At 54.8% G+C, this 26,210-nt stretch carries 25 protein-coding genes and 1 tRNA gene; 12 read left to right on the top strand and 14 right to left on the bottom strand.

The window, feature by feature from the left end; all coding sequences use genetic code 11:
• Positions 1–312 precede the first annotated feature (312 nt).
• From MKS11_RS20340 to MKS11_RS20310, 7 genes are all read right to left on the bottom strand, one after another.
• Positions 313–591 (bottom strand): hypothetical protein, encoded by a 279-nt coding sequence (locus MKS11_RS20340; RefSeq protein ID WP_220427981.1) that lies wholly within the window; start codon positions 589–591, stop codon positions 313–315.
• Positions 592–663: 72 nt separating this feature from the next.
• Entirely contained in the window at positions 664–945 is a 282-nt protein-coding gene (locus tag MKS11_RS20335) for a hypothetical protein (protein WP_284109671.1), read from the bottom strand.
• 28 nt (positions 946–973) lie between these two features.
• On the bottom strand, positions 974–1,333 hold the full coding sequence (locus MKS11_RS20330) for a hypothetical protein (RefSeq protein ID WP_284109670.1): 360 nt from the start codon (positions 1,331–1,333) through the stop codon (positions 974–976).
• Between the two features lie 57 nt (positions 1,334–1,390).
• Entirely contained in the window at positions 1,391–2,965 is a 1,575-nt protein-coding gene (locus tag MKS11_RS20325) for a hypothetical protein (protein ID WP_284109669.1), read from the bottom strand.
• A complete protein-coding gene (locus MKS11_RS20320; RefSeq protein ID WP_284109668.1) occupies positions 2,944–3,087 on the bottom strand; it encodes a hypothetical protein in 144 nt (47 codons plus the stop codon). Before MKS11_RS20320 ends, MKS11_RS20325 begins: the two co-directional genes overlap by 22 nt.
• The gene (locus tag MKS11_RS20315) at positions 3,084–3,281 is read right to left on the bottom strand and encodes a hypothetical protein (RefSeq protein ID WP_284109667.1); all 198 of its coding nucleotides are present in this window, start codon (positions 3,279–3,281) and stop codon (positions 3,084–3,086) included. Before MKS11_RS20315 ends, MKS11_RS20320 begins: the two co-directional genes overlap by 4 nt.
• Positions 3,282–4,926: 1,645 nt before the next feature.
• Positions 4,927–5,361, bottom strand: coding sequence for a hypothetical protein (locus MKS11_RS20310; protein WP_117106771.1), 435 nt, complete (start codon positions 5,359–5,361; stop codon positions 4,927–4,929).
• A gap of 138 nt (positions 5,362–5,499) precedes the next feature.
• Between MKS11_RS20310 and MKS11_RS20305 the strand changes: the two genes are divergently transcribed.
• Together MKS11_RS20305 and MKS11_RS20300 are read left to right on the top strand one after the other, a co-directional pair.
• Complete coding sequence (locus MKS11_RS20305; RefSeq protein ID WP_284109666.1) at positions 5,500–6,057, top strand: tyrosine-type recombinase/integrase; 558 nt, start codon at positions 5,500–5,502, stop codon at positions 6,055–6,057.
• 519 nt (positions 6,058–6,576) lie between these two features.
• On the top strand, positions 6,577–6,843 hold the full coding sequence (locus tag MKS11_RS20300; RefSeq protein ID WP_072000766.1) for a hypothetical protein: 267 nt from the start codon (positions 6,577–6,579) through the stop codon (positions 6,841–6,843).
• 60 nt (positions 6,844–6,903) lie between these two features.
• Here the strand turns inward: MKS11_RS20300 and MKS11_RS20295 are convergent, their stop codons facing one another.
• The 3 genes from MKS11_RS20295 to MKS11_RS20285 form a co-directional block, all read right to left on the bottom strand.
• Positions 6,904–7,605, bottom strand: a complete 702-nt coding sequence (locus tag MKS11_RS20295; protein WP_135722390.1) for a DUF2971 domain-containing protein — start codon at positions 7,603–7,605, stop codon at positions 6,904–6,906.
• A gap of 99 nt (positions 7,606–7,704) precedes the next feature.
• A complete protein-coding gene (locus MKS11_RS20290; RefSeq protein ID WP_284109665.1) occupies positions 7,705–7,857 on the bottom strand; it encodes a hypothetical protein in 153 nt (50 codons plus the stop codon).
• Positions 7,858–8,517: 660 nt separating this feature from the next.
• Positions 8,518–8,599: transfer RNA gene (locus MKS11_RS20285), tRNA-Leu, on the bottom strand.
• A gap of 591 nt (positions 8,600–9,190) precedes the next feature.
• Between MKS11_RS20285 and MKS11_RS20280 the strand changes: the two genes are divergently transcribed.
• The 8 genes from MKS11_RS20280 to MKS11_RS20245 all read left to right on the top strand — a co-directional run bounded on the left by MKS11_RS20280 (position 9,191) and on the right by MKS11_RS20245 (position 17,571).
• Complete coding sequence (locus MKS11_RS20280) at positions 9,191–9,865, top strand: carbonic anhydrase (RefSeq protein WP_087771134.1); 675 nt, start codon at positions 9,191–9,193, stop codon at positions 9,863–9,865.
• Positions 9,862–11,331: a SulP family inorganic anion transporter gene (locus tag MKS11_RS20275; protein WP_087771133.1), complete on the top strand. Its 1,470-nt coding sequence runs from the start codon at positions 9,862–9,864 to the stop codon at positions 11,329–11,331. The genes MKS11_RS20280 and MKS11_RS20275 overlap by 4 nt, the downstream gene beginning before the upstream one ends.
• 111 nt (positions 11,332–11,442) lie before the next feature.
• A complete protein-coding gene (locus tag MKS11_RS20270; RefSeq protein ID WP_004178400.1) occupies positions 11,443–12,462 on the top strand; it encodes an NAD(P)-dependent alcohol dehydrogenase in 1,020 nt (339 codons plus the stop codon).
• 130 nt (positions 12,463–12,592) lie between these two features.
• Positions 12,593–13,477, top strand: coding sequence for a carbohydrate ABC transporter permease (locus tag MKS11_RS20265; protein WP_074437490.1), 885 nt, complete (start codon positions 12,593–12,595; stop codon positions 13,475–13,477).
• On the top strand, positions 13,467–14,354 hold the full coding sequence (locus MKS11_RS20260; protein WP_004206543.1) for a carbohydrate ABC transporter permease: 888 nt from the start codon (positions 13,467–13,469) through the stop codon (positions 14,352–14,354). The genes MKS11_RS20265 and MKS11_RS20260 overlap by 11 nt, the downstream gene beginning before the upstream one ends.
• Before the next feature lie 10 nt (positions 14,355–14,364).
• The gene (locus tag MKS11_RS20255) at positions 14,365–15,189 is read left to right on the top strand and encodes a phosphodiesterase (protein ID WP_032456914.1); all 825 of its coding nucleotides are present in this window, start codon (positions 14,365–14,367) and stop codon (positions 15,187–15,189) included.
• Positions 15,190–15,194: 5 nt separating this feature from the next.
• Complete coding sequence (locus tag MKS11_RS20250) at positions 15,195–16,268, top strand: ABC transporter ATP-binding protein (RefSeq protein WP_023319610.1); 1,074 nt, start codon at positions 15,195–15,197, stop codon at positions 16,266–16,268.
• Positions 16,261–17,571, top strand: coding sequence for an ABC transporter substrate-binding protein (locus tag MKS11_RS20245; protein ID WP_057212372.1), 1,311 nt, complete (start codon positions 16,261–16,263; stop codon positions 17,569–17,571). The genes MKS11_RS20250 and MKS11_RS20245 overlap by 8 nt, the downstream gene beginning before the upstream one ends.
• A gap of 180 nt (positions 17,572–17,751) precedes the next feature.
• Here the strand turns inward: MKS11_RS20245 and iolE are convergent, their stop codons facing one another.
• The 4 genes from iolE to iolD are packed head-to-tail and all read right to left on the bottom strand — an operon-like array spanning position 17,752 to position 22,601.
• Positions 17,752–18,651, bottom strand: a complete 900-nt coding sequence (iolE, locus tag MKS11_RS20240) for a myo-inosose-2 dehydratase (protein WP_004192343.1) — start codon at positions 18,649–18,651, stop codon at positions 17,752–17,754.
• Positions 18,652–18,674: 23 nt separating this feature from the next.
• The gene (locus tag MKS11_RS20235; RefSeq protein ID WP_004152193.1) at positions 18,675–19,559 is read right to left on the bottom strand and encodes a sugar phosphate isomerase/epimerase family protein; all 885 of its coding nucleotides are present in this window, start codon (positions 19,557–19,559) and stop codon (positions 18,675–18,677) included.
• 41 nt (positions 19,560–19,600) lie between these two features.
• Positions 19,601–20,614, bottom strand: a complete 1,014-nt coding sequence (locus MKS11_RS20230; RefSeq protein WP_004186740.1) for a Gfo/Idh/MocA family protein — start codon at positions 20,612–20,614, stop codon at positions 19,601–19,603.
• Between the two features lie 46 nt (positions 20,615–20,660).
• Positions 20,661–22,601 carry a 3D-(3,5/4)-trihydroxycyclohexane-1,2-dione acylhydrolase (decyclizing) gene (gene iolD, locus MKS11_RS20225; RefSeq protein ID WP_087771131.1) on the bottom strand — a complete coding sequence of 647 codons (1,941 nt, stop codon included), beginning with the start codon at positions 22,599–22,601 and terminating at the stop codon, positions 20,661–20,663.
• Positions 22,602–23,106: 505 nt separating this feature from the next.
• On the opposite strand from iolD, the gene iolC reads away from it, so the two are divergent.
• Together iolC and MKS11_RS20215 are read left to right on the top strand one after the other, a co-directional pair.
• Positions 23,107–25,020 carry a bifunctional 5-dehydro-2-deoxygluconokinase/5-dehydro-2-deoxyphosphogluconate aldolase gene (gene iolC, locus MKS11_RS20220; RefSeq protein ID WP_087771130.1) on the top strand — a complete coding sequence of 638 codons (1,914 nt, stop codon included), beginning with the start codon at positions 23,107–23,109 and terminating at the stop codon, positions 25,018–25,020.
• A gap of 151 nt (positions 25,021–25,171) precedes the next feature.
• Positions 25,172–26,029, top strand: coding sequence for a MurR/RpiR family transcriptional regulator (locus tag MKS11_RS20215; protein WP_004206536.1), 858 nt, complete (start codon positions 25,172–25,174; stop codon positions 26,027–26,029).
• Positions 26,030–26,210 lie beyond the last annotated feature (181 nt).

Below are 26,210 nucleotides of genomic sequence, written 5' to 3'. Positions count from 1 at the left end.
AAGAATGTTGATTAGCTCGAATTAAACTTTTTGGAGAATAATTCTCAATATGCACTACTTAAATGCGTATTGAGAATCACCATCTATAGAGATGGGATTCCCAAGGAAGTTAAGCATTAATGCCAAAAATGCTTATTTTGGTTCGACGATTTGCGCTCACCCTTATCCATAGAACCATCAGGGCTAGCTAAAGAATCACTACAAACTTTAACTATTTAAATTAACAAGGAGACGGGGAAGAGAGCTATGTAAAATTATGTTCCCCATGTATTTATTATACTATATATTCAGATTTAATTCAAGGTATTTTGATTATTTTCTAAAATTACTTTCTTTATTTTTATTAGAGAACCATTCCTTCATCGTATGGAGTTTAATATTATCCAGAGTGCCTCTTCGATATTCTCTGTATTCATTTACACTATACCCTAATGTAACTAAACATTCAGCCATTTTTGCCAGATGGTCAGGTGATGTATTCGGGTATTCATCCAGAAGAATTTCTAAAATGGAGTCTGCTGAATGGTGTTCTAATTCCTCATCTGTTAAAACCCTTATACAGTTTTCATCATATACCAATGAATCCTCCATTGTGTTCAAATATGCCTCTCAGGGCGCCTGTATCGCATTCTGAGAGGTTTTTATACTTAGGTGGTAAAGTTATCACTGCGCAGAAGAAACTTGTTCAAACACGTTATGAATAGTTCTGGTGATGACAATAAGCTCCATCAGATTAATATACAAAGCTGCATCAGCTTCCAGTAACCACTCCAAAAAGAAATCAGGATGTTCCGGGAGAGTGTTCATCGCCCCTAGCAACATTTGGTAGTTTGAATAATAGGCTGCTGGGTCAGCGTAGCTATCAATCATCAGGCTATGCGCGAGCTGGTAATGCTGTTCTACAAACTGTTCTACAATATTCTTGTGTTGCTCAAAATTAATCATTTTTTACCTTCCTTTATTATTATTGTTTTTAGTCGGTGATGCCTGGTGCATCAAAATCAAGCCCAAGATCATTTCCTGTGAAGTTTTCATTTTCTAATCGGTTAAACTCCAGCCAACCCTCGTATTCAACTACGCTTTCAAATAAACATTCAAACTTGAGTGGCTCACGATTGAACCTGAATCCGGCATACCGTTGGCGAGGCTTCCATTTAACACCTGGCATAGAATCGATTATTGATTTTTCATCTTCTGATAATGCAGGGGATTCTTCGTAGAGTTTTATTATTTGTAGAGGTTTTAATTTTTTGGGATTTTTTACTTTTTTCGTTTGATTATTAAATCCGATTTCAATTGATTCTTCAAATACTGTATTTCTAGCTAATGCCAATATTCCTCCCATTTTATTATGATTTAACCCGTCCGGATTTTCGGACGGCTTTGATTTTTATGCTGCTTTTTTAAATGCCCTGATTGTTTTTTCAACCTTGCTTTTGGAAACATTTACCGATTCTGCAATTTCCCCCTGCTTCACCCCATCCAGATACAGATTCCAGATGGTTCGGTCAACATCAGCCCTGCGAGCTTTTGATTCTGATACGTGGGAGATGTTGAGGTGCTCCCGTTTGGTTCCAGGTAAATAGCGCTCGCAGATGTAGTCGGCGATGTACTGATTTATCACGTACAGGTAGATCGGTTTATCGTTATCAAACCGCCTGGCCCGGCATCGCATCAACATCTGATAAGCGGCTTCACAGGTCTGGAAATCCTCGATGCTCTTGATCACCGGTTCAGGTTTGCCGCCCAGGGATTCAATATACCGCCCAATTTGACCTTTTGCCGTCGTGCTCAGGAGGGCAACCCCCAGCCAGACAGCATGACAGAATCCCTGTTCGTATACGGCCCGTTTTTCTGCCGGAATTGTCCCCATCTCTCTTTTATCAAGCAGCCCAGCGTATAGGTTGACGCCGGATGATACGAACGGAACACGATCACCGTTACGGAAGATGCGCTCCGCTTCCTTTTTGAAATTTCCTGTGGGCTTGTTGTGATTGCTGGCGTAAATAAACCCTGCGTTGCCGAGTTTCTCTTGAAATGCAGTGCAAACTCTCTTGAACAATTTGCACTCGTCCTCGCCGTGAGCCGTCAATCCGGGGTTGCCGCTGACACCGCTAATAACCGTGATCAGGTGTTGATTTGCGTGTGCCTGACGCTCAACAGGGGGCTGGAACGCAGCAGGAGACAACCGGAATTTCCAATTAAAAACCTCTCTGCCAACCACACAGAACGGGCTATCCTGGATGCTGGCACCCAGACAATGCACCTGACGAAACGCTGGGATAATGTTGTATACAGGACTCAGGCAGACATAATCGTACTGCGTAAACAAGTTGAGGTCAGTGTTAAAAGCGCCTTCTACACTGCCGCCGTGCAGCAGGGAATAGTAAAGCTCCTGAATCTCTGTGCTATAGATGTACACCTCTCCCATTAGCTCACAAACCGCCAGACTATCGTTAACAGTCAAGGATTTTCGGGTTGTTTTTGCATCCCTGATTTTTTCGAACACGTCTGCCTGGGTTGTATAGTTCAGGATGTTTACCGATTCTGCAATTTCCCCCTGCGGGATCACTTTCCCGCTAATAAACGGTTCAGTTGTTTCGTCAATAACCAGTATCCAGCCCTCCAACGCCCTGCGGATAATTTCACCGTTTTCGCTGTTTTCGATGATCAACGACAGGATTTTTAATCCCCTGTGGGTGATGATTATATTTTTTCGCCGTGCGCCGTATTCCTGAACAGTCTCAGCAATTTCACCACCGATTGATTCTATCGTGTCGTTGTTGGACGTCAGGTTTAACGCTGAGGGAATCTTTTTGCTGAGTTCATCTGCCAATGCCAACGTGGGTACGCAATAAATGTAATTTCGATCAAACGGAAAATTATTGATGTGATTAATAAAAGCGTGGCTTTTCCCTGCACCACAGATGGCTGATACGGTATTTATTGTTGTTTGTTGTTCCATTTTTCCTCTTGCTTTAGGATTGCTGTAATTAATTCGTTAACTAATGCTGCTGCGGGTTTATCCTCGCGGTTAGCTCGTTCAATTAGGAGTTTGTAGGTGTCAGGAGTGAAACGAATGTTCATGATTTTTTGTTCTCTTTTTTCCATTTATCGAAAATCTCAAGCGCGGTTTTAAAAAGTGCAGCGCGTTCTGTAAATCCGCGATACCGTGCCTGAGCAAAATTATCGTAAATCTGGTGGCGGCGTGCTGCACCAGTCTTTAATGCTTCTACTACCTGTTCAATTGTGAAGTATTTCAATAAGCCTCCTTTAGACATAATAAAAAGACACCTTGCAGCCCGAAGGCTCAAAGTGCATCGAATTTAGGTTTTTCTGTTTCCTGCTTCTATTCTATACTAATGATAGAACTCTGTCAATATATTTTTAAGATAAATTTTTACAAATCGAATAGTATCAAATTTCTTATCTTGGTGTCAACCCTTTTACCTGTTATAAATCTGGATTTGAGTTTTGAGTTCATGGCGCTATCGCGGGAACATGGCCTAATACCGTTTTTGCGCCGTCAGGCAGGATAAATCGATGGAGTAAATGTTAAAAAAGCCGTAAATGTTCCTTAAAGCCTTAAGGCGTTTTTACGGGTTTTAGAACTATACTCCATCATATACTCTATCATATACTCTATCAGGTATAGAATTACCTATTCTTATACTCATTTAACATTACAAATAACCAATGTTAAACTCATACACAGAATAATAAACTACAATGATAAAAGATTGGTTATTAACTATATAAACTATAGTTATAATAATACAATTAAACATAACAATAAGTTAAATAATTTATCATTATATAAATTACCTGATGATCTTATACGCTGATCTGTTCGCTATCGCTCCAGCATCGCGTAGTATGATTTGAGTCTCACAGTATTCATTATATTCATACCGTGATCAGACTCATGTGTAAGACGCTTAACCACATTAACGATAAACCTGTTAACATGGTAAACCATCTAACACTCATTAACAAATAGATAATATTAACAATCAGTCGTGATAAACCCACTCCTGATTATTACTATTTCTATTTGATTCGTGGTGAAGGGGTTTTAATGTCCCCTCCGGGGATGAGCATAGCTCACCTGCATAGCAGGCATAGAATTTTGGGGAGAGTGTATCCTGCCTGACGGCGAAAAAAAGTTAACTTTTAACTATGAAAAGTAAAATCAATCTTCTTTGAAATGTGATCATAACTACAGGTGGAGCAAAACAACTTATGACATGTACATTACTGTAAACCAAATCATGCTTGTTTTAGTTAACTACTAATTTGCTAAACAACATTATCTCTTCTCTCATTGTTATAATATAACAATTATAAAAATCTTCATTTTTTGAATAAATTTTTTACTGTATAAATGATCAGCGCTTTAGGTGAGAATGATTCTTGATTGAGCGGTGATCAATGAGGGAAATATCATGACGCGATGTCGGTGATGTTGCGTGGAATGAGAGCAATATTACGTGGTGATCAGAGTGGTTAGATTACAATTTACCAAACAGTAATCTAAGTTCATGTGAATTAAATCAATTTAAATCAATTGCTTACAATATATAACGGTTACCAAACACCCGTTTGACCTGTTATATGCATGGTGTATGCATTGCTTATGCAAGTAGTAACACTGAGTGTCTATGATATTTTGAAATTATTAGCATGATTATTAAATGTGATATGGCGGTGTTAAGCACCAAAGACGTAGAGCAAAAAGGGCAAAGAAAACCCCCCTAAAACCCCCCCCTGAAACTATCCCGGAAACCTAAAAAACCCCCCTAAAACCCCCTCGGATATTTTCTCCGGATAAAAAAATGCCCGCCCCCGGTTTACGTGGGCAGGGCTAAAAGTGGGGGTTAAAGTTGGGTTAAAAGTTCCCAAAGTTAACTTTATGACTTTTGGAAATTATCCAATATACAAACCAATTTCCCCTTCGTCTTCGCAGGTGATTTCGTGGTAACAGTCAGGGTCAAAAATCTGTGAGGTCTTGAGATTGTGTTTATCCCGCCACCGCTGGCAGACGTCACAATAACAAACTCCAGAGACAACCAGCCGCGCTGGGGTATAGCACTCTGGCGGATAGTACATCCCTGAGACTGGTGATGCCCTCAACTCATCAGGGGCGCTATATACAATATCCTGCGTTGTTCCGGTCTGTGACGGTCTGTCAGACTCCCCGATTACGCCTGCAACGCTTTTTAGTGTCTCGATGAGACGATTTGCTTCCAGGACGTCAGCAGGTTTGGCTTTAGGATTGAGGATGATTTTTTCCATCTGGGTGATTGTCGCGCGCGCTGCTGCTTGCGCTTTAGTGGGGCGTCCCCCTTTGAATTTAAACATGTTTTTTCCTTTTTATTATTTTAATCTACACTACTATTATACCATAAAAAGCAATCTAATTTTTAAACTAACCTCTTGAAAATGATCTAAAAATGATCAATCATAATCTTCATTATGTAATCTAAAGGAAACGAAATCATGGCGAAAACATCAGCAGTTACCCCAGAGCAGGCGAAAAAAATCGAGGCTGTATTGCGTCAGCGCAGCGAGGTTGCTGCTGATGCCTGGAAGCTAAATCTACAACTTGCGTTGCGTATCAGTGACCTGTTGTCGGTTAGGTATGATGATGTACAAGGAAAATTCCTTCGACTCAAAGAGGGGAAAACAGGGAAACAGCGCGAGTTAGTCCTGAACACTGAGGCGATTAAAGTGCTCAAGCGTCGCCGGAAACAGAATCCAGAAGATATATTCGTCTTCCAGTCAAAATCTAACCGTGTTAAGGGTCAGGAGCCTAAACCAGTTTCACGTGTATTTGTAGCCCAGGCTATAAAAGATGCATCACAGGGGATTGTAGAGCCGGGGATTAGTGTTGCTACCCACTCAGCCAGAAAAACACGCTCTCGCGCCTTGTTGAAAGCGGGAATTCCTCTCGAAATCATATCTCGGATGCTCAACCATAGCAGCCCAGCAGTTACTATGACATATCTGGACATAACACAAGAAGAGGTGAATCAGACCTATCAGATGGTGATCTAGGTTCCTCACAGATAATGCGAGCCAATTGTTAACTATATGTTGCATACCCCTGCCATACAGGACTGAGGTCAGCCCATGCGCTTATGGTGATTGCGCGGCATGAAGCCGCTTAATTAGTACAACCGATGAAGAAATCAGCATTCGATCAAATTTACATATTTTTTTCAATCTTTTTGAAATCTTCTCCAGGCCTTATGCGACGTGGACTTGCGGGTTATTCCCCTTCCGCAACCTCAATTTAACGTCAAAATCAACCCTTGTACTCAAAAGATTCCTTAATAAAATATTGCTTATGTAGTAGTTAGTCATGATCATGCCACTACATGTAGTACCCTTGCCTAAATTACAGGCATAAAAAAACCGGGTCCATTTTCACAAACCCGGTCTCTGAAGCATGACCGCCATGAGTTTGCAGACTCATAACAATTGTTAGCCTCGTCATCATTCCTGACAGTTTGATTGTGCCTGGCTTGGTTGGTCGTGTAAACCCTGAAGTTAATGTTGATAAAGGACAAATACATGCCAATTTGCAAACAATCGCACCGTTATAACTCTATTTTCATCAACTTACCTCACGATCAAGGTGGTGAGGGCCGCCACAAATGTTGTGGCTGCGCTTACGATCAGGGCTACCGCGCTGGTCTAGCTCGTACAGGGCAACCTTGGGTTGATTTGGCGGCTCTTCCTGATAGTCAGGCAGGGACTGTGCGTCATAAAAGCCCGCAGGCTGCATTCGCTGAAGGGTATCGTGACGGTGTGAATGATTCTTACAAACAGGCAATCTAAGCATTAATAATAATATGAGAGGAGAGTATTCTCCTCTCATCACATATTAATGATATTAATTTAATCAAAATCTAAATCTCGTAATTCGAAGAGATATCCCTGATTACTTACATCGACATGCAAAAGATTAATTTTATCATTGATGGAATTCCTAATTACCTTAATGAGTTTAATTTCCTCGCGGCTCATTCTCCCACCTATATAAATTGATTTTATAGCATTGCTGGAGTATGTATGTAGCCTGTCGTTACCTGTCTTTGTATTCACAATTCTAAACTCCTTTTCATAACTCCATGCCTTATGTTTTTTAAACATAACGTCTAGCTCATATGCTTCATTAGGTTTATTTACTTTATGCGCATATGGTGTATAAATCACATTTTGACAAATAAGATCAACTTCAGGCTGTTTTTTTAATGATTCTATCAATATGTCATAATCAAACTCTATGCACACTCCAGAAAATTGCGCAGCATAGTGAGACCACATTAGGGAGCTTTCCCTAAATTGATCTGCACCTATAGGTGGAATGCGTGTAAAGCTGCATACACCCGATGATTTTACTATTGCCATAATGGTATCTTCTGCTGCACGAACTTTTTCTGAATAAGAAAAAATCATTTCCGGAGAAAACTCATAGGTACTTTCAAAAGGATCATTTAGTCTATCAAATCCAGAAAACCATAAGCTACAATTAGTTAAAGCACTTAAAGAATATAGATTTAAGGGTTGATATTTATATAGGGAAGTTGAAGGAACCATTTATACCGCATCCATTTAAAGGGGGCTGATTAAACTATAATAACGTAAATTTCAGCCAATAGAAGACAATAGGCCTAGTTAGCGGGAAGTAGAGAGCATTCAGACAAACTTCTTTAGCTCAGAGACAAGTTTCAACTCAGCCTCTTCGGCCTGCTTCCGCTCGCGCCAGGCCTTGCCCTCTGGTGTTGCCAGAAACTTACGAGCATGGATTTTTCGATTGTTGCGTTTAGTTGCTGCTGCATTCTTCGCCATGATTACCTCCAGATCGGCCCTCACACTGGGGCCACAAAGGCAGGCTACAGAAAATCGCAGTGACAAATCCAGATGCCAAAATACCCTACCAAATGGTGCCGAAGGCAATAAGTGACCTTTACGTGCCGTGTTGGGCACATAAGAAAGGGCGGAGCGCAGCGACTTCCGCAGTTAGTAAGATCCCTTCGCAGAGATGATGATGCCTTGTCATGGCTTCTTATCAGGTAGCCGTTGTAATCCGGTGGCTGAAACCGTGGCAGAGCCGGACTCTTTCCCGATCCGGTTAGACTTCCCAACAGTACGCCTGTTTATTCTCTGCAACGTCATCTCGACGTGTTGCATCATGGAGCGCCGCACGAAGCGCGAGCCACATCGACAAGGGTTTTGGGAAAAGGATTAGAGACGCTGGCGGCGTCTTCCGGCTTCAAAGGAAAGCGCAACGAATAGACCAGCGACATAAAATTGAGTCGTCAGTGCTGACCGTTCACATTTTGTACAGGGTTGAGCCTGGAAACTACCTGCCGCTGCGTGATAACATCCCAAAAGCCACTACCAAACACAGCGGCAATCTTTGGTGACATTATTCAAGCAAAAAACACAGGCAAGAAAGGCAGAGTTTTTACTCTAACTCTCTGTTTTATATGAAAACTTTGTGTTGAATGCCGAAGGCCGGACTCGAACCGGCACGTATTTCTACGGTTGATTTTGAATCAACTGCGTCTACCGATTTCGCCACTTCGGCACTGAAGGGGATGCGGAAACGTTCTGGATTATACCTGTCGGCGGCGGCCATGCAAGCGACAGCGTGTCGTCATTGCGCTAAGTGTTGAAAAAAACAGCGCTATCCTGCGCGGCGTCACCTTTTACCGCCGTTCCATAGCGCGACGGCCACCAGCGCACCCTCCTCTCACCCTCCCGCAAACCCAGCTCCACCTGCCAGCCATCCCCCTTCTCCCCCAGCACTCCCAAATTCCACTCAAACTCATCTCAAATTATTCTCACCTCACTCTCACCTGCATCCCCAGCACAACCAATCTTTCCCCAAACAAATCCCCTATCCACTCCCCAACTATTCCCCCAACCCCACCCAACACCATTCCCATATATTCCAGAAAGTTTTAGCCAATGCCTTTTAGTTATTCATCCGCTCTGCAGTCAAATATTAATTTCATCAATATTTTTATAACTTTACATTAATGAAAAGTTTTCTTTTTGCCGTTTATTCCAGGATTTTCCTCAGGCGTGAAGGGTTCCGGTAAACACTATTTTTACTAGTCGCTGTACGAGTCTTGATGGACATATTCACTCGATGAATTAACTCAGGAGAATACTTGTGACGACGTTAAAACCTTTGCTGGCCCGCAACCGCAGCTGGGCGCTGCAGAAGTGTCAGCATGACCCGGACTATTTCGAAAAATGGGTCGACGGGCAGCGACCCCACTCGCTGTGGATCGGCTGCTCCGACAGCCGCGTTCCCGCCGAGGTGCTCACCGGCAGCCAGCCCGGCGAGCTCTTTGTCCACCGCAATATCGCCAACATGCTCGACCCCACCGACGACAACGTCATGAGCGTCCTGCAGTATGCCCTCCACTACCTTGAGGTGGAGCGGGTGGTGCTCTGCGGCCACTACGGCTGCGGCGGCGTGCAGGCGGCGCTCTCCCTGCCCACCCTGCCGCTGGCGCAGGAGTCCTCGGCGCTGGCTCGCCGCATCGGCCAGTTGCGCCGCACCCTGCATCACGAAATGGCGCAGATTGCCGATGGGTGTGGTGTTGAGGCTTCCCCCGGCGCCGGCGCCAGCACCGACGCGGAGCCCTCTCGCCGTGCCCTTGACGCCCTGGTGGAAGCCAACGTTCGCGCCCAGTTCGCCCGTCTGCTGGAGAGTGAGCCGGTGCAGACGGTGCTCGCCAGCGGGCGGCCGCTCAGCCTGCACGGCTGCGTCTACGATCTGGCCTCCGGCCATTTAACCACCCTCGTCGAACACCTCTCACTGCAGGAGCACGCCCCATGAACACGCTTCGTCAGGACTCTCTCGCCGGCATCGTCGTCTTCCTTGTCGCCCTGCCGCTGTGCCTCGGCATCGCCCAGGCCAGCGGCTTACCGCCCTTCGTCGGCCTGCTGACCGGCATCATCGGCGGCCTGGTCGTCACTGCCCTCAGCCCCTCCCGCTTCGCCGTCAGCGGCCCCGCCGCCGGACTGGTCACCATCGTCGTCGCCGCCATCGAATCCCTGGGTTCCTTCTCCGTCTTCCTGATGGCGCTGGTGCTGGCCGGCGTGCTGCAGCTGCTGTTCGGCATTCTGCGGGCCGGGCACTTTATCTCGCTGGTTCCCGCCAGCGTCATCAAAGGCATGCTGGCGGCGATCGGCATCTTGCTGATTATGCAGCAGATCCCCGTCGCGCTCGGCACGGCGGAAGATACCGGGCTTGCCGATGTGGTTCAGGGCAATGCCGCTTTCTCCGTCACTGCGATTGCCGTCGCCGCGGGCGGCCTTCTGGTGCTTTGGCTGTGGGGCTCGCCGCTTATCCGCCGGGTGAAGAGCCTGCGCTGGATCCCCGGGCCGCTGATCGCCGTCCTGCTCGGCTGCGTGACCACCCTGCTGCTGACCCATTTTGCGCCGCAGCAGCTGGCCGCCCTGCCGCGGATTACCCTGCCGGCGTTCGGCAGCCTCGGCGACCTGCTGGGCGAGCTGGAGTCTCCCGCATGGAGCGCGTGGCGCAATCCGTCGGTGTGGGTGGTGGCGGTGACCCTGGCGCTGGTCGCCAGCCTCGAAACCCTGCTCAGCCAGGAGGCGCTGAAAAAGCTGCGCCCGCAAAATCCGCCGCCTTCGCCGAACCGTGAAATGGTCGCCCAGGGCGTGGGCAATCTGCTCTCCGGCGTTCTGGGGGCGATGCCGATCACCGCGGTGATCGTCCGCAGCTCGGTGAACGTCAGCAACGGCGCGCAGAGCAAACTGTCGATCTTTATCCATGGCGTGCTGCTGTTGATCTGCGGCCTGTGGTTCAGCGGCCTGCTGACCTTAATCCCGCTCGCCAGCCTCGCCGCCGTGCTGCTGTATACCGGCTATAAGCTGGCGACGCCGCGGCTGTTCATCGAGCAGTTCCGCCAGGGGGCGGCGCAGTACGTCCCGTTCCTCGCCACCATCGGCGGGATTATCGCCTTCGGCATGCTGGCGGGGATCGGGATTGGTCTTGCCACCCAGATGGCGTTCAGCCTCTGGCGCAGCCATCGCCACTCGCTGCAGCTGGCGCGCTACGATGACCACTACGTGCTGCGCATCCAGCAAAATCTGACCTTTATGCACAATCCGCATCTGCTGGCCCTGCTGGCGAAAATTCCGGAAAAGAGTGTGGTGATCGTCGAGCACGACAGCGTCGGCTATCTGGACCCGGACGTGCGGGCGGTGCTGGATGATTTTGCCGAGAACGCCCCACAGCGCGGCATCCGCCTTAATCAGTGGCCGCTCGCCAGCCGCTGACCTTAACGGGCGGCTGGTCCGCCCGCTTCGCTACCCCTCCGATTGCCAAGCGCCGTGGAATGCCATGCTCTACACTTTCTGGGTTATCACGCCAACCCCAAGGAAATGAACATGAGCATCATTAAAAGCTACGCCGCCAAAGAAGCGGGCGCCGATCTGTCGCTGTGGGAATACGATGCCGGCGAGCTGCAGCCGGAAGATGTTGAAGTTGAGGTGGAATACTGCGGGATCTGCCATTCGGACCTGTCGATGATCGACAACGAATGGGGGATGTCGAGCTACCCGCTGGTAGCCGGTCACGAGGTGATTGGCCGGGTGGCGGCGCTGGGCAGCGCGGCGCAGGATAAAGGGCTGAAGATTGGCCAGAAGGTCGGCATCGGCTGGACGGCGCGCAGCTGCGGCCATTGCGACGCCTGCATCAGCGGCAACCAGATCAACTGTCTGGAAGGCTCGGTGCCGACCATTCTCAACCGCGGCGGCTTCGCCAATAAGCTGCGCGCCGACTGGCAGTGGGTGATCCCCCTGCCGGAGAGCATCGATCTGGCGTCCGCCGGCCCGATGCTGTGCGGCGGCATCACCGTCTTTAAACCGCTGCTGACCCACCACGTCACCGCCACCAGCCGCGTCGGGGTGATCGGCATCGGCGGCCTCGGCCATATCGCCATTAAGCTGCTGCGGGCGATGGGCGCGGAAGTGACCGCCTTCAGCTCCAACCCGGCCAAAGAGCAGGAAGTGCTGGCGATGGGCGCCGATCGCGTGGTCAACAGCCGCGATCCAGAAGCCTTAAAAGCGCTGGCCGGTCAGTTCGACCTGATTATCAACACCGTGGCGGTGGATCTCGACTGGCAGCCGTACTTCGAAGCCCTGGCTTACGGCGGCAACTTCCATACCGTCGGCGCGGTGATGAAGCCGTTCCCGGTGCCGGCCTTTACCCTTATCGGCGGCGACCGCAGCATCTCCGGCTCGGCGACCGGCAACCCGTCCGAACTGCGCACGCTGATGAAGTTCGCCGGGCGCAGCAAAGTGGCCCCGACCACCGAGCTGTTCCCGATGTCGCAGATTAACGAAGCGCTGAAGCACGTTCGCGAAGGCAAAGCCCGCTACCGCGCGGTGCTGAAAGCCGACTTCTGATGGTTCTCTCCCGCCGGGCGGCCCGCTCGCCCGGCGTTTTCCCCGTCGCTTCATCAAACCGTCATCTCCCCGCCATGCCTCTGTAGTCATTGCTTCCCACAATCCGGGCTTCGATAAATGGCTGAACGAGATGCGCGTCACCATGAGAAAGACCTGGCTTCCCTGGCTGATCCTGTCGCCTTCCCTGCTGTTTTTACTGCTGTTTACCTGGTTCCCGCTGGGGCGTTCGGTGTATGACAGCCTGTTTGATACCCGCATGGCCAGCGACGGCGCACAGTACGTCGGGCTGGATAACTTCGCCCGCCTGTTTGCCGATAACGTCTTCTGGCATTCGCTGGGCAATAACCTGCTCTATATCCTGCTGACGGTGGTGCCCGGGGTGACCCTCGCCCTGCTGCTGGCGGTGGCGCTGAGCGAGAACCATCGCGTCAACCGCTGGCTTCGCACCGCCTTCTTCTTCCCGATGATTATTCCGATGGTCAGCGCCGCCGCGCTGTGGCTGTTTATCTTTATGCCCGGCCTCGGCCTGCTCGATCACTATCTGGCGAAGCTGTTCGGGCCGATGAACAACAACTGGCTGGGGCGCAGCAACAGCGCTCTGCTGGCCCTGGCGCTGATCGGCGTATGGAAGTTCGCCGGCTACTACATGCTGTTTTTCCTCGCCGGGCTGCAGAGCATTCCGGCCTCGACGCGGGAAGCGGCGCTGATGGAGGGGGCTACCCGCACGCAGGTCTTTTTTAAGGTCACGCTGCCGCTGCTGCGCCCGACCCTGAGCTTTGTGATCACCACAGCGCTGATCTACTCCATCACCCAGATCGACCACGTGGCGGTGATGACCCGCGGCGGGCCGGACAACGCCACCACCGTGCTGCTCTATTACATCCAGAATCTCGCCTGGGATACCCACGACCTTGGCAAAGCCTCCGCCGCCACCTTCCTGACCCTGGCCGGGCTGTTCGCCTTCTCGCTGATTAACCTGAAACTGCTGGAGAAAGGAGCCCACTATGAGCGCTGACATCTCGCCGCTGCTGGTCCGCACACCCGCCGCTGCGCGTCCGCTGTGGCTGCGCCTGCGCCGCTCGTCGCCCTTTACGCTTACAGTATTAATGTGCTGCCTGGCGCTGCTGTGGATCAGCCCGTTTATCTGGATGCTGGCCACCTCGTTCAGCGCCACCACCTTCGGGGAAGACATGGCCTCGCTGCTGCCGCGCCTGCCGCTAACCCTCGATAACTTCCGCGACGCCTGGAACAGCGCCGACTGGCTGAGCCTGTACGCCAACACCCTTATCTTCACCTTCGGCACCTTCTGCGTGCAGCTGTTGACCATCACCACCGCCGGGTACGTCTTCGCCTGCCACGAGTTTCGCGGCAAGCAGACGCTGTTTCTTCTGTTCCTGGTGCAGCTGATGATCATGCCGGTAGTGATGATGGTGCCGAACATGCTGACCCTGAAAACCTTCGGCCTGCTCAACACCCTCACCGGGGTGATGATGCCCTACTTCACCTCGGCGTTTGGCGTGTTCCTGATGCGTCAGGCGTTCCTCGCCATTCCGAAAGAGCTGGAGGAGGCGGCGCTGATGGAGGGCTGCCGCTGGTGGCAGGTGTTGTTCCGCGTGCTGCTGCCGATGTCCTGGCCGTCGGTGCTGGCCTTCGCCACCGTCAGCATCACCTACCACTGGAACGAGTACCTGTGGCCGCTGATGATGCTCAACGATCCCGATAAGCAGGTGCTGACCGTCGGGCTGGTCTCCTTCGCCATGGGCGCCGAATCCGGCGGCCAGTGGGGCACCATCGGCGCCGGGACGCTGATGGTCTGCCTGCCGCTGATGCTGGCGTTCATCCTTTTTCAGAAACAGTTCCTGCGGAGCTTCGGCTTCTCCGGGATCAAATAAGGAGTGATTCATGCTGTTAGCGCACATTTCCGATACCCATTTCCGCAGCCGCGGCGAAAAGCTGTACGGCTTTATCGACGTCAATGCCGCCAACGCCGACGTGGTCTCCCAGCTTAACGCGCTGCGCGAGCGCCCGGACGCGGTGGTGGTGAGCGGGGATATCGTCAACTGCGGCCGCCCGGAGGAGTATCAGGTGGCCCGCCAGATCCTCGGCAGTCTGAACTATCCGCTGTATCTGATCCCCGGCAACCACGACGACAAAGCCCATTTTCTGGAGCATCTTCACCCGCTGTGCCCGCAGCTGGGCAACGATGCGCAAAATATGCGCTATGCGGTGGATGACTTCGCCACCCGCCTGCTGTTTATCGATTCCAGCCGCGCCGGCACCTCGAAGGGCTGGCTGACCGACGAGACCATCGGCTGGCTGGAAGCCCAGCTGTTCGAGGGCGGCGACAAACCGGCGACTATCTTTATGCACCACCCGCCTCTGCCGCTGGGCAATGCGCAGATGGACCCGATCGCCTGCGAAAACGGCCACCGTCTGCTGGCGCTGGTGGAGCGTTTCCCGTCGCTGACGCGCATCTTCTGCGGCCATAACCACAGCCTGACCATGACCCAGTATCGCCAGGCGCTGATCTCCACCATTCCCGGCACCGTCCACCAGGTGCCGTACTGCCACGAAGATACCCGGCCCTATTACGACCTCTCCCCGGCTTCGTGCCTGATGCACCGCCAGGTCGGCGAGCAGTGGGTGAGCTACCAGCACTCGCTGGCCCACTACGCCGGGCCGTGGCTGTACGACGAAAACATCAGTTGCCCAACGGAAGAGCGCTAACCGCCATGCTCAGTCTGCAAAACATCAGTAAACGTTTCGACGGCAAGCCGGCGCTCAGCGCCCTGTCGCTGGATATTCACGAAGGCGAATTCGTGGTGCTGGTCGGCCCGTCGGGCTGCGGGAAAAGCACCCTGCTGCGCCTGCTTGCCGGCCTGGAGCCGGTCAGCGAAGGCCAAATCTGGCTGCATGATGAGAACATCACCGCCGCCACGCCGCGCGAGCGCAACTTCGCGATGATCTTCCAGAACTATGCCCTGTTTCCGCATCTGTCGGTGCGCGACAACATCACCTTCGGCATGCAGGTGCGCAAGGAAGAGAAAAGCAGCTGGCAGCCGCGGGTGGACAAAGTGGCGCAGATGCTGCAGCTGGAGGCGCTGCTCGACCGCAAACCGGCGAAACTCTCCGGCGGCCAGCGCCAGCGGGTGGCGATGGCCCGGGCGATCGTGCGCAATCCGCGGTTGTTCCTGATGGACGAGCCGCTCTCCAACCTCGACGCCCGTCTGCGCAGCGAAGTGCGCGACAGCATTATGGCCCTCCACCAGCAGCTGAAAACCAGCACCATCTATGTGACCCACGATCAGACCGAGGCGATGTCGATGGCCGACCGCATCGTGGTGATGAACGGCGGCCACGTGCAGCAGGTCGGGCGCCCGGAGTATCTGTACGCCAACCCGGCCAACCTGTTCGTCGCCGGATTTATCGGTTCGCCGGCGATGAACCTGCTGTCGCTGCCCTGCGCCAACGGTGAAGTACTGTTGGGAGAACAGCGCCATCCGCTGCCGCCGCGCCACCGGGATCAGACTCGCGTCTGGCTGGGCGTTCGCCCGGAACATATTACCGACCGCGTGGAGGAGGGCCATCTGCGCCTGCCGGCCACCGTTCTGCAACGAGAACTGATGGGAGCCGACTACCTGCTCCACGTCAGCACCCCGATCGGCACCCTGCGCTTTAGCCGCCGCCACCGCGGCACGGTGCCGGAGAAAGGCGAGTCGCTACCGATCGGCTTTTCGCCTGCCGATGTGCATCTTTTTCATGCTGAGACCCAGCATAATTTATTGATGGAGTGTAATCATGTTTAAACCTTTTACGGTAGTCGCGGTTGGCCTCAGTCTTGCCCTGAGCGGCGCGGCGCTGGCAAAAGAGAAAATAGACTTCATGTTCCCGGCGCCGGTGGACGGCAAGCTGACCATGGAGATGACCCGCGTCATTAAGCAATTCAACGACTCGCAGCAGGATGTCGAAGTACGCGGCATCTTCACCGGCAACTACGACACCACCAAGATCAAAGCCGAATCGGCGCAAAAGGCCGGCCAGCCGCCGGCGCTGGTGATCATGTCCGCCAACTTCACCACCGATCTGGCACTGAAGGATGAGATCCTGCCGATGGACGAGCTGTTTAAATATGGCGATCAAAAGGCCGGCGATTTTCTGCAAAAGGAATTCTGGCCCGCGATGCATAAGAACGCCCAGGTGATGGGCACCACTTATGCGATCCCGTTCCATAACTCGACGCCGATCCTCTACTACAACAAGACGATGTTCGATCGGGCCGGGATCAAACAGCCGCCGCAGACCTGGGCCGAGCTGCTGGCCGATGCCAAAAAGCTGACCGACGAGAGCACAGGCCAGTGGGGGATCATGCTGCCGTCGACCAATGACGACTACGGCGGCTGGATCTTCTCGGCGCTGGTGCGCGCCAACGGCGGGAAATACTTTAACGAAGACTATCCGGGCGAGGTCTATTACAACTCGCCGACCGCCATCGGCGCCCTGCGCTTCTGGCAGGATCTGATTTACAAGGACAAGGTAATGCCGTCCGGGGTGCTGAACTCGAAGCAGATCAGCGCCGCGTTCTTCTCCGGTAAGCTCGGGATGGCGATGCTCAGCACTGGCGCGCTGGGCTTTATGCGCGAGAACAGCAAAGACTTTGAGCTTGGGGTGGCGATGCTGCCGGCCAAAGAGCAGCGCGCGGTGCCGATCGGCGGCGCCAGCCTGGTGAGCTTTAAAGGCATCAACGAGGCGCAGAAGAAAGCGGCGTATCAGTTCCTGACCTATCTGGTGAGCCCCGACGTGAACGGCGCATGGAGCCGCTTCACCGGCTACTTCTCGCCGCGCAAGGCGTCATACGATACACCGGAGATGAAGGCCTATCTGCAGCAGGATCCGCGGGCGGCGATCGCCCTTGAGCAGCTTAAGTACGCCCATCCGTGGTACTCCACCTGGGAGACCGTAGCGGTGCGTAAGGCGATGGAGAACCAGCTGGCGGCGGTGGTTAACGATGCCAAAGTGACGCCGGAAGCGGCGGTTCAGGCGGCGCAGAAGGAAGCCGACGCGCTGATGAAACCTTATGTGGATAAGACCGCGCTGGCGGAAGTGAAGTGACGCTTTACCCGTCATTGTCACCCTGGCCCTCTCCCTGAGGGAGAGGGGACGGTACGGCGCTGTGGTTAAGCCCTGGGCCCGGGAGAGGGAACTGTCCGGCGCCGTGGTTGAGCCCTGGGTCCGGTTGAGGAAGGAAAAAAAGCAGGCCATACCCGGTATGGCCTGAAAATGTCACAACGATTAGATCCCTGCCGTTTCGCGGATATATTTGCGCGCTTTGACGGCGTATTCGAAAGGATTGGCCAGGGCAGGATCCTGCTCGGCTTCCACCACCATCCAGCCTTTATAGCCAAAGTCGTCCAGCAGCTTGAACACCGGACGAAAATCGATCACCCCGTCGCCCGGGACGGTGAAGGTGCCTTTTTTCACGCCGTCGAGGAACGACAGGCCGTCGCGGCGCACCTGGTCGATCACCGGCGGACGGACGTCTTTCAGGTGAACGTGGTTGATGCGCGGCAGATACTTTTTGAGGATCGCCAGCATCGGCGCTTCGCCGCCTTCGGAATACCAGGCGTGGCCGGTGTCGAACAGCAGGAAGACGCGCTCGTCCACCAGCGACATAAACTTGTCGATTTCCGCAGTGGTCTGGATGCCGGTGCCCATGTGGTGGTGCAGACAGACCTGCATCCCCTTCTCCGCCGCCAGGCGACCGAGGGTGTTGTAGCCTTCCGCCACCCGCTGCCACTCCTCTTCGCTGAAGCACGGCTTCGCATCGCCGAGGATCGGTTTATCCAGCCCCTGGATGCTGCCGCTCTGCTCGGAGCAGCCAATCACTTTCGCGCCCATCGCATGCAGGAAGTTCATGTGATTGACGAATTCATCAATGGTTTTTTCCCGCTGGCCGTTGGCGAAAAAGGTGCTGAACCAGGCGTTGCAGATCTGAATGCCGCGGATGTCCAGCATCGGCTTGAGGACCGCCGGGTCGCGCGGATATTTGCTGCCGACTTCGCTGCCGGTAAAGCCGGCCAGCGCCATTTCGCTGACGATCTGCTGGAAGGTGTTTTCGCTGCCAAGTTCCGGCATATCATCGTTAGTCCAGCCGATCGGGGCGATAGCCAGTTTGACGTTATCTTTGTTCATAGTAGGGCTCCTGCCGCTGCGCCTTAGCGGCGCAGCAATTCACGTTCAATGAGTTCACGGGTTTCCACTGCCTGGTATTTCATTTTTTCCGGGTAGCCAAACAGCGAGGTGGCGACAATCGGCTCCCCGCCGACCTTAAAGGTCTGCTCGGCGAATTTCATTTCGCGCAGGGTGCGGAACAGCGCGTCGAAATCCACATCCCCTTCCCCGACGCCTACGTGCTGGTGCACCACGGCATCCACGCCCGGCGGGTTAACGATATAGCGGCAATGTTTCGTATGATTGCGGGTGTCCGCAATCAGGACATGGGAGAGATCGCTCCCGGCATAGCGCAGCATGCTCGCCACATCGCCGACGCCTTTGTCGTAGAAAAAGGTGTGCGGCACGCTGTAGACGTACTTCACGTTATCGCTGCGGAACGACTTCACAATATCGACGGTTTCATTGTTCTCTTCGCAGAAATCCCAGGGATGCGCCTGGATCTCCACGCGGATGCCTTCCCGCTCAAAAATCGGCAACAGCTCTTCCATCGAGCGATAGAACATTTCATCGCAGATCTCAGGCTGATTCGGATCGCCGGAGAACTCGGTGTTGATCACCTGAACGCCCATCTCCACCGCAATTTCCACCAGCCGTTTCCAGTTTTTCACCGCCGCCTGACGGCGCAGTTCGTCCGGGCCGGACCAGCGGTAGACGCAGATAAACGACGATAGCTCAAGGCCGGTATCGCGCAGCGCCTGCTTGTACTCCGCCATGATCTCCCGGCTGGCGCGCGGGTGCTTGTAGAACGGGTTAATCTGCGGGTGCGGCGACTGTTCAATGTACTTGTAGCCCCACTCCGCTACCTGATGGACCATGCGGGTGATCCCGAGGTCCTTAATGACATCCACATCAAAGGCAATTTTCATCGTCGTTACCTGTGCAAAGAAGTTCCGTCAGCAAAACGTGCTTAACGTTTATAGAATGCCGGGCACTCGGGCAGCGTCACTTCAACCGGCTCGCTGGTTCCCTGCGCTTTAATGCAGGCGTCCGCCGCCACCGACGCCGCGTAGCCGTCCCAGGCCGACGGGCCGTGCAGCTGGCCGGCTTTGACGTCGTTGATAAAGGCCTGCAGCTCGACGTCGTAGGCTTTGATAAAGCGGTCTTTCCAGTCGGTCAGAATGGCGGTCGACAGGCTGGCGGACTTGCGCATCTGGACGGCAGACGGCTCCGGCAGACGGGCAATCCCGGTCTCGCCGACCACTTCGCACTGGATGTCATACCCGTACTGGCAGTTCACGAACACCTCGACGTCGATCAGGGTGCCTTTTTTGGTTTCAAAGGAGACGATCTGCGGATCTTTCAGACGCGCGTGGGTGTGCGAGGTGGAGCGCGGGAAGCGCACCTGCACGGAACGGTAGTCATCGTTCAGCAGCCAGCGCAGCACGTCCAGCTCGTGGATCAGGGTGTTGGTGATCGCCATATCGGTGGTGTAGTTCTCGCCGACCGACTGGTTGCGGTGGGCGCAGCGCAGCATCAGCGGCGCGCCGATATCGCCATCGTCGATCACTTTTTTCAGCGCCAGATAGCCTTCGTCGTATGGGCGCATAAAGCCAACCTGCACCAGGCGACGGCCGGCCTTCATTTCAGCATCGACGATGCGGCGGCAGCCTTCCGCGGTCATCGCCAGCGGTTTTTCGCAGAACACTGGCTTACCGGCGGCGATGGCGGCCAGGGTGTACTCTTCGTGGGTCGGGTCCCACGAAGTGACCAGGATGGCATCGACATCGCTGGCGTTAATCACGTCGTGGCCGTCGGCGTAGACTTCCGCCTGCACGCCCGGCAGCGCGACCGCCGCACGGGCGTTGTCGGCATTGATATCAGACACCGCCACAACGGTGGCGCCCTGCAGAACCTGGGTGCAGCGACGGATGTGTTCTTTACCGATAGCGCCAGCGCCGATGACACCTAATTTGAGCGACATAATGGTTTTCTCCGTAAGTCTGTAGGATTCAGGGTGGATGTTCGTTTTAGTAATCACGCGCCTGGGCGCGCTTTTCATTAATCATTTGCGCAACTTTGCGGATCCGCTCAGAGAGCGCCGTCTGGGCGACCCCAACGTTCCACCAGCTGCCGTATTTGTGCACCATGGTCTTCGGCAGCACTTTAATATCAATCAGGGTGCTGACCGTTTCGCGACGGGCGGCGTCCAGCGCGTGGCGCAGTTCGTCCAGGGTGGTGACGCGCCAGGTTTTGCAACCGTAGCCGGCGGCGATGGTGGCGAAGTCCACCGGCACCAGGCCGCCCTGCAGCTGGCCGGTTTCCGGCTGGCGGTAGCGGAACTCGGTGCCGAAGCTGTCCATCCCGTGCTCCATCTGCAGGTTGTTGATGCAGCCGTTGGCCATGTTGTCGAACAGCACGACGTTGATCTTCGCCCGCTCCTGCAGAGAGGTGACCAGTTCAGAGTGGAGCATCATGAACGAGCCATCGCCGACCAGGGAGTAGACTTCGCTCTGCGGCTGCGCCAGCTTCACGCCCAGCGCGGCGTTGACCTCATATCCCATGCAGGAGTAGCCGTACTCCACGTGGTAGGTGTTTTCCGCGCGGTTGCGCCAGACGCGCTGCAGATCGCCAGGCAGGCTGCCCGCCGCCGCGACGATCACCGCCTCGGCCGGCAGCGTTTCATTCAGTACCCCAAGGACGCTGCTCTGGGTCAGGGTGGAGTCGGTGATCTGGCGGAATTCGCGATACACTGATTCGCGATCGAGATGATCGTCGATCTCCGGGACAAAGGATTTCTCCTGCCACACCGCCTGGTAGACGCGCTGGGTCTCTTTTAACTGACGGCTCTGCACGCTCTCGATCTGCGCGCCCCAGCCGGCCTGCCAGCCGCTGTCCGCCAGCGCCGCGTCGAGGGCGGTCATCGCTTCCCGGGCGTCCGCCAGCATGGCAATACCGTTCAGCTTCCAGGCGTCGAAGTTGCTGACGTTAATATTCAGGAAACGCACCTCCGGGTGCTGGAAAATCCATTTCGAGGCGGTGGTAAAATCGCTGAAACGGGTGCCAATGCCGATCACCAGGTCGGCCTCTTTCGCCAGCAGGTTCGCCGCCAGACAGCCCGTCTCGCCGACGCCGCCGACGTTCAGGGGGTGAGAAGAGACCACCGTCCCCTTCCCGGCCTGGGTTTCGGCAAAGGGCACCCCGTAGCGCTCGGCGAAACGGGACAGTGCTTCGCCCGCGCCGGAGTATTTCACCCCGCCGCCGCAGACGATCAGCGGTTTACGACTGGCTTTGATGGCCGCCACGGCGTCCGCCAGCTGCGCGGCGCTGGCCGGGCGGCGGTCGAGACGGTGCACCCGGCGCGCAAAGAAGGATTCCGGGTAGTCCCAGGCTTCACCCTGCACGTCCTGCGGCAGGCACAGTGTCACCGCGCCGGTTTCCGCCGGGTCGGTCAGGACGCGCATGGCGTTGATACAGGCGCTCATCAGCTGTTCCGGACGGGTAATGCGGTCCCAGTATTTGCTGACCGCGCGGAAGGCGTCATTGGTGCTGATGCTGAGATCGTAGCTCTGTTCAATCTGCTGGAGCACCGGGTCCGGCTGGCGGGTGGCGAAGACATCGCCCGGCAGCAGCAGCAGCGGAATGCGGTTGGCGCTGGCGGTGCCGGCGGCGGTGATCATGTTGGCCGCCCCCGGACCGATGGAGGAGGTGCAGGCGATAATCTGCCGGCGCAAGGCCTGGCGGGCAAAACCGGTGGCCGCGTGGGCCATCCCCTGCTCGTTGCGCCCCTGATAGACGCGCATGTCGCCGCTGTCCTGCTCCAGCGCCTGCCCCAGCCCCAGGACGTTGCCATGGCCGAATATCGCGAAAATGCCTTTCACGAACTTCAGCTCTACACCATCCACTTCCAGGTACTGGTTATCGAGGAACTTCACCAGCGCCTGCGCCGTTGTCAGTCTCAGTTTGCCCATGATGCACAATCCTTATTGTTCAGTATTTGTGTGTGGCGTCGCGCCGATGCCGCCGGGGCCGTCGTTCACGTCACTGGAATACCTGTGGATTATAGGCAAACATTTTTTTCATTAAATACAAATACAGAAGAAATATTTCATTTTGCGAGAAGGATCAAACTCTCTACCCATTTCATACGTTTCACTTACATTCCTGACACGTTTTCGGGCCCTTTTTTGCCGCAGCACACGGCAATATCTCCTTAAAAATCATAGGTAAATGGCTGTCGTGTGGCGTTTCATTTTCCCCCGGGTCGACAGTGGGGGCGATCCGCGCTCACGCGAGGCTCAGTGCGGCAGAGTGGTAGATCCCTCACACTTTTGGTTTTTTAATTTCGAACGAGTTTGCAAATGAAATATTTATTTCTCAAACTAAGGGTAACCAATAACCCTCAGGCTGTTCACGGAGTCGACGTCGGGATCCCGACCCTTCCAGGCAGCAGACACCAAAAAGGAAATCCTAGCTATGAATGCAGCAGTAAAGCGGCTCGACGTCATCTGTATAGGTCGGGTGGCAGTCGACCTCTATGCCCAGCAGATCGGTTCGCGGCTAGAAGACGTTGCCAGTTTCTCGAAATATCTGGGCGGCTCCTCCGGCAACGTGGCCTTTGGCACCGCGATTCAGGGGCTGAAATCGGCCATGCTGGCGCGCGTTGGCGATGAACACAACGGCCGTTTCCTGCATGAAACGCTCAACCGCGCCGGGGTGGATACTGAGTATCTGATTACCGACAAATCCCGCCTGACCGCGCTGGTGATGCTGGGGATAAAGGATCAGGAGACTTTCCCTCTGATTTTCTACCGCGATAACTGCGCCGATATGGCCTTAACGCCTGACGACATCAGCGAGGAGTATATTGCCTCCTCCCGGGCGCTGGCGGTGACCGGCACCCATCTGTCGCACGCCAACACCCGCGCCGCGGTGCTGAAGGCGCTGGAGTACGCCCGCCGTCACGGCCTGCGTACCGCGCTGGATATCGATTACCGTCCGGTGCTGTGGGGACTCACCTCGCTCGGCGATGGAGAAACCCGTTTCATTGAGTCCGGGCCGGTCACCAGCCAGCTGCAGGAAGTGCTGCATCTGTTCGATTTGGTGGTGGGAACCGAAGAAGAGTTTCATATTGCCGGGGGCAGCACCGATACCCTGACCGCGCTCAAAAATGTGCGCAATGCCACCAAAGCCACCCTCGTCTGCAAGCGCGGGCCGATGGGCTGCGTGGTGCTGGAAGGCGACATCCCGGACAGCTGGGACCAGGTGCCGCTGCAGCAGGGCGTGCGCGTGGAGGTGCTCAACGTGCTGGGCGCCGGAGATGCCTTTATGTCTGGCCTGCTGCGCGGCTGGCTTAACGACGAGGGCTGGGAGCAGGCTTGCCGTTATGCCAATGCCTGCGGGGCGCTGGTGGTCTCCCGCCACGGCTGTGCGCCGGCGATGCCGACCAAAGTCGAACTCGATGACTATCTGCAGCGCGCCGAATCGGTGCCGCGCCCGGACGTCGACGAGCGCCTCAACCACCTGCACCGGGTGACCAGCCGCCGCCAGCAGTGGCCGGAGCTGTGCATTTTCGCCTTCGACCATCGCAAACAGCTGGCCGATCTGGCGCGGGAGGCCGGGCGCGATGAAGCCTGCATTCCGCAGCTCAAGCTGCTGTTGTTGGCCGCGGCCGAAGCGGCGGCGCAGGAGGCGGGTCTTGACCAGCGCAGCGGTATTCTGGCCGACGGCACCTACGGCCAGCGTGCGCTGAACGCCATTACCGGCAAGGGCTGGTGGATCGGGCGCCCTATCGAACTGCCCAGCTCGCGACCGCTGCGTCTGGAGCATGGCAACATCGGCTCGCAGCTGATCGACTGGCCGCTGGAGCATGTCGTCAAATGTCTGGTCTTCTATCACCCGGATGACCCGACGGCGCTGCGTGCAGAGCAGGACGCCCTGCTGCTCGAGGTGTGGCAGGCCTGTAACAAGTCAGGCCATGAATTGCTGCTGGAGGTGATCCTGCCGGAAAATGGCCCGGACAAAGACGAGCGCCATTACCACACCATGCTGGAACACTTCTATCAGCTGGGGATCAAGCCGGACTGGTGGAAGCTGCCGCCGCTCTCCAGCGCCAGCTGGCAGCAGATTACCGCCCTTATCGAGCGCGAAGATCCGTGGAGCCGCGGGATCCTGATCCTCGGCCTCGACGCGCCTTCCGACAAACTGCGCGCCGGTTTCGCCGAAGCGGCCACACACCCGATGATCAAAGGTTTCGCCGTCGGGCGCACCATCTTTGGCCAGCCGTCGCGGCGCTGGATGCAGGGTGAGCTCAGCGATGAGGCGCTGATAGAGGAAGTGAAACGCAACTACCTGACGCTTATTGGCTACTGGCGCGAAGCCCGCCGCTGATCCCCCGACGCCCGTCTCCGTCACCTTGCGGAGCGGGCGTTTTTCTGTTTCTTCGTGAAATGAATCGCGTATTTCGTCGCAATAAATGAAAAATTCGCTTCATTTGGTACACTGGAAGCCATATTCCTTCCATTTTCTCAGAGCGCACTCTATGGCCAATAACCCAACACAGCTGACCATCCTGCAGGATGAAATCAGGCGTCGCTACGATACGTTAAGCAAACGCCTGAAACAGGTCGCCCGCTATATCCTTGATAACAGCAATAGCGTGGCTTTCGATACCGTGGCCTCCATTGCGCAACAGGCGGACGTTCCCCCTTCCACGTTGATTCGTTTTGCCAACGCCTTCGGCTTCAGCGGCTTTAACGAAATGAAACAGATGTTCAAGCAGCATTTGATGGAAGAGACCGCCAACTATACCGAGCGCGCCCGTCTGTTCCGCCAGACCACCAGCGATGAGTCCAGCCCGCCGGAAACGCCAACGGAAATCCTCAATATGTTCACGATGGTGAACAACCAGGCGCTGCAGCAGCTGGCGATGCAGACCTCCAGCGATGAGCTGGAGCGCGCGGTGGCCCTGCTGGGCGAGGCGGAAAATATTTACGTCATTGGCCTGCGCCGGTCGTTCAGCGTCGCCTCCTATCTGACCTATGCGCTGCGCCACCTCGATCGCAAAGCCTTTCTGATCGACGGCCTCGGCGGCATGTTCACCGAGCAGCTGAGTCTGGTCGGCCCGAAAGACGTGGTGGTGGCGGTGAGCTTCTCGCCGTACGCCCGGGAAGTGGTCGAGCTGGTGGAGCTGGGCGCGCAGCGCAAAGCGCGGCAGATCGCCATTACCGATAGCCAGGTCAGCCCGCTGGCGGCCTTCAGCGATGTCTGCTTTGTGGTGCGGGAAGCGCAGGTGGATGGCTTCCGCTCGCAGGTTGCTTCCCTGTGCCTGGCCCAGACGCTGGCGGTGTCGCTGGCGCTGAACAGCAGTCAGGAGTCTGAGGCCAAGCAGAAGGCGTGAGACAGACCGCCTGGCGTCGGTTGCCTGGCGGAGTGGCATAAGCCTGCGGGAGGATCCCGTAGGCCGGGCAAGGCGTGAGCCGCCGCCCGGCATAAAAGCAGCTCCGTGCCTGCGGTCATCGCCCGGCGGCGCTGCGCTTGCCGGGCGTGGGGTATATGGGCTCAGGAGAGGATCCTGTAGG

The sequence above is a fragment of the Klebsiella sp. K5-45 genome (assembly GCF_030128605.1).
Classification (GTDB): Bacteria; Pseudomonadota; Gammaproteobacteria; order Enterobacterales; family Enterobacteriaceae; genus Klebsiella; species Klebsiella quasipneumoniae.
The sequence above is the reverse complement of the archived record's forward strand: the minus strand, read 5'-3'. Positions and strand labels throughout refer to the sequence as shown.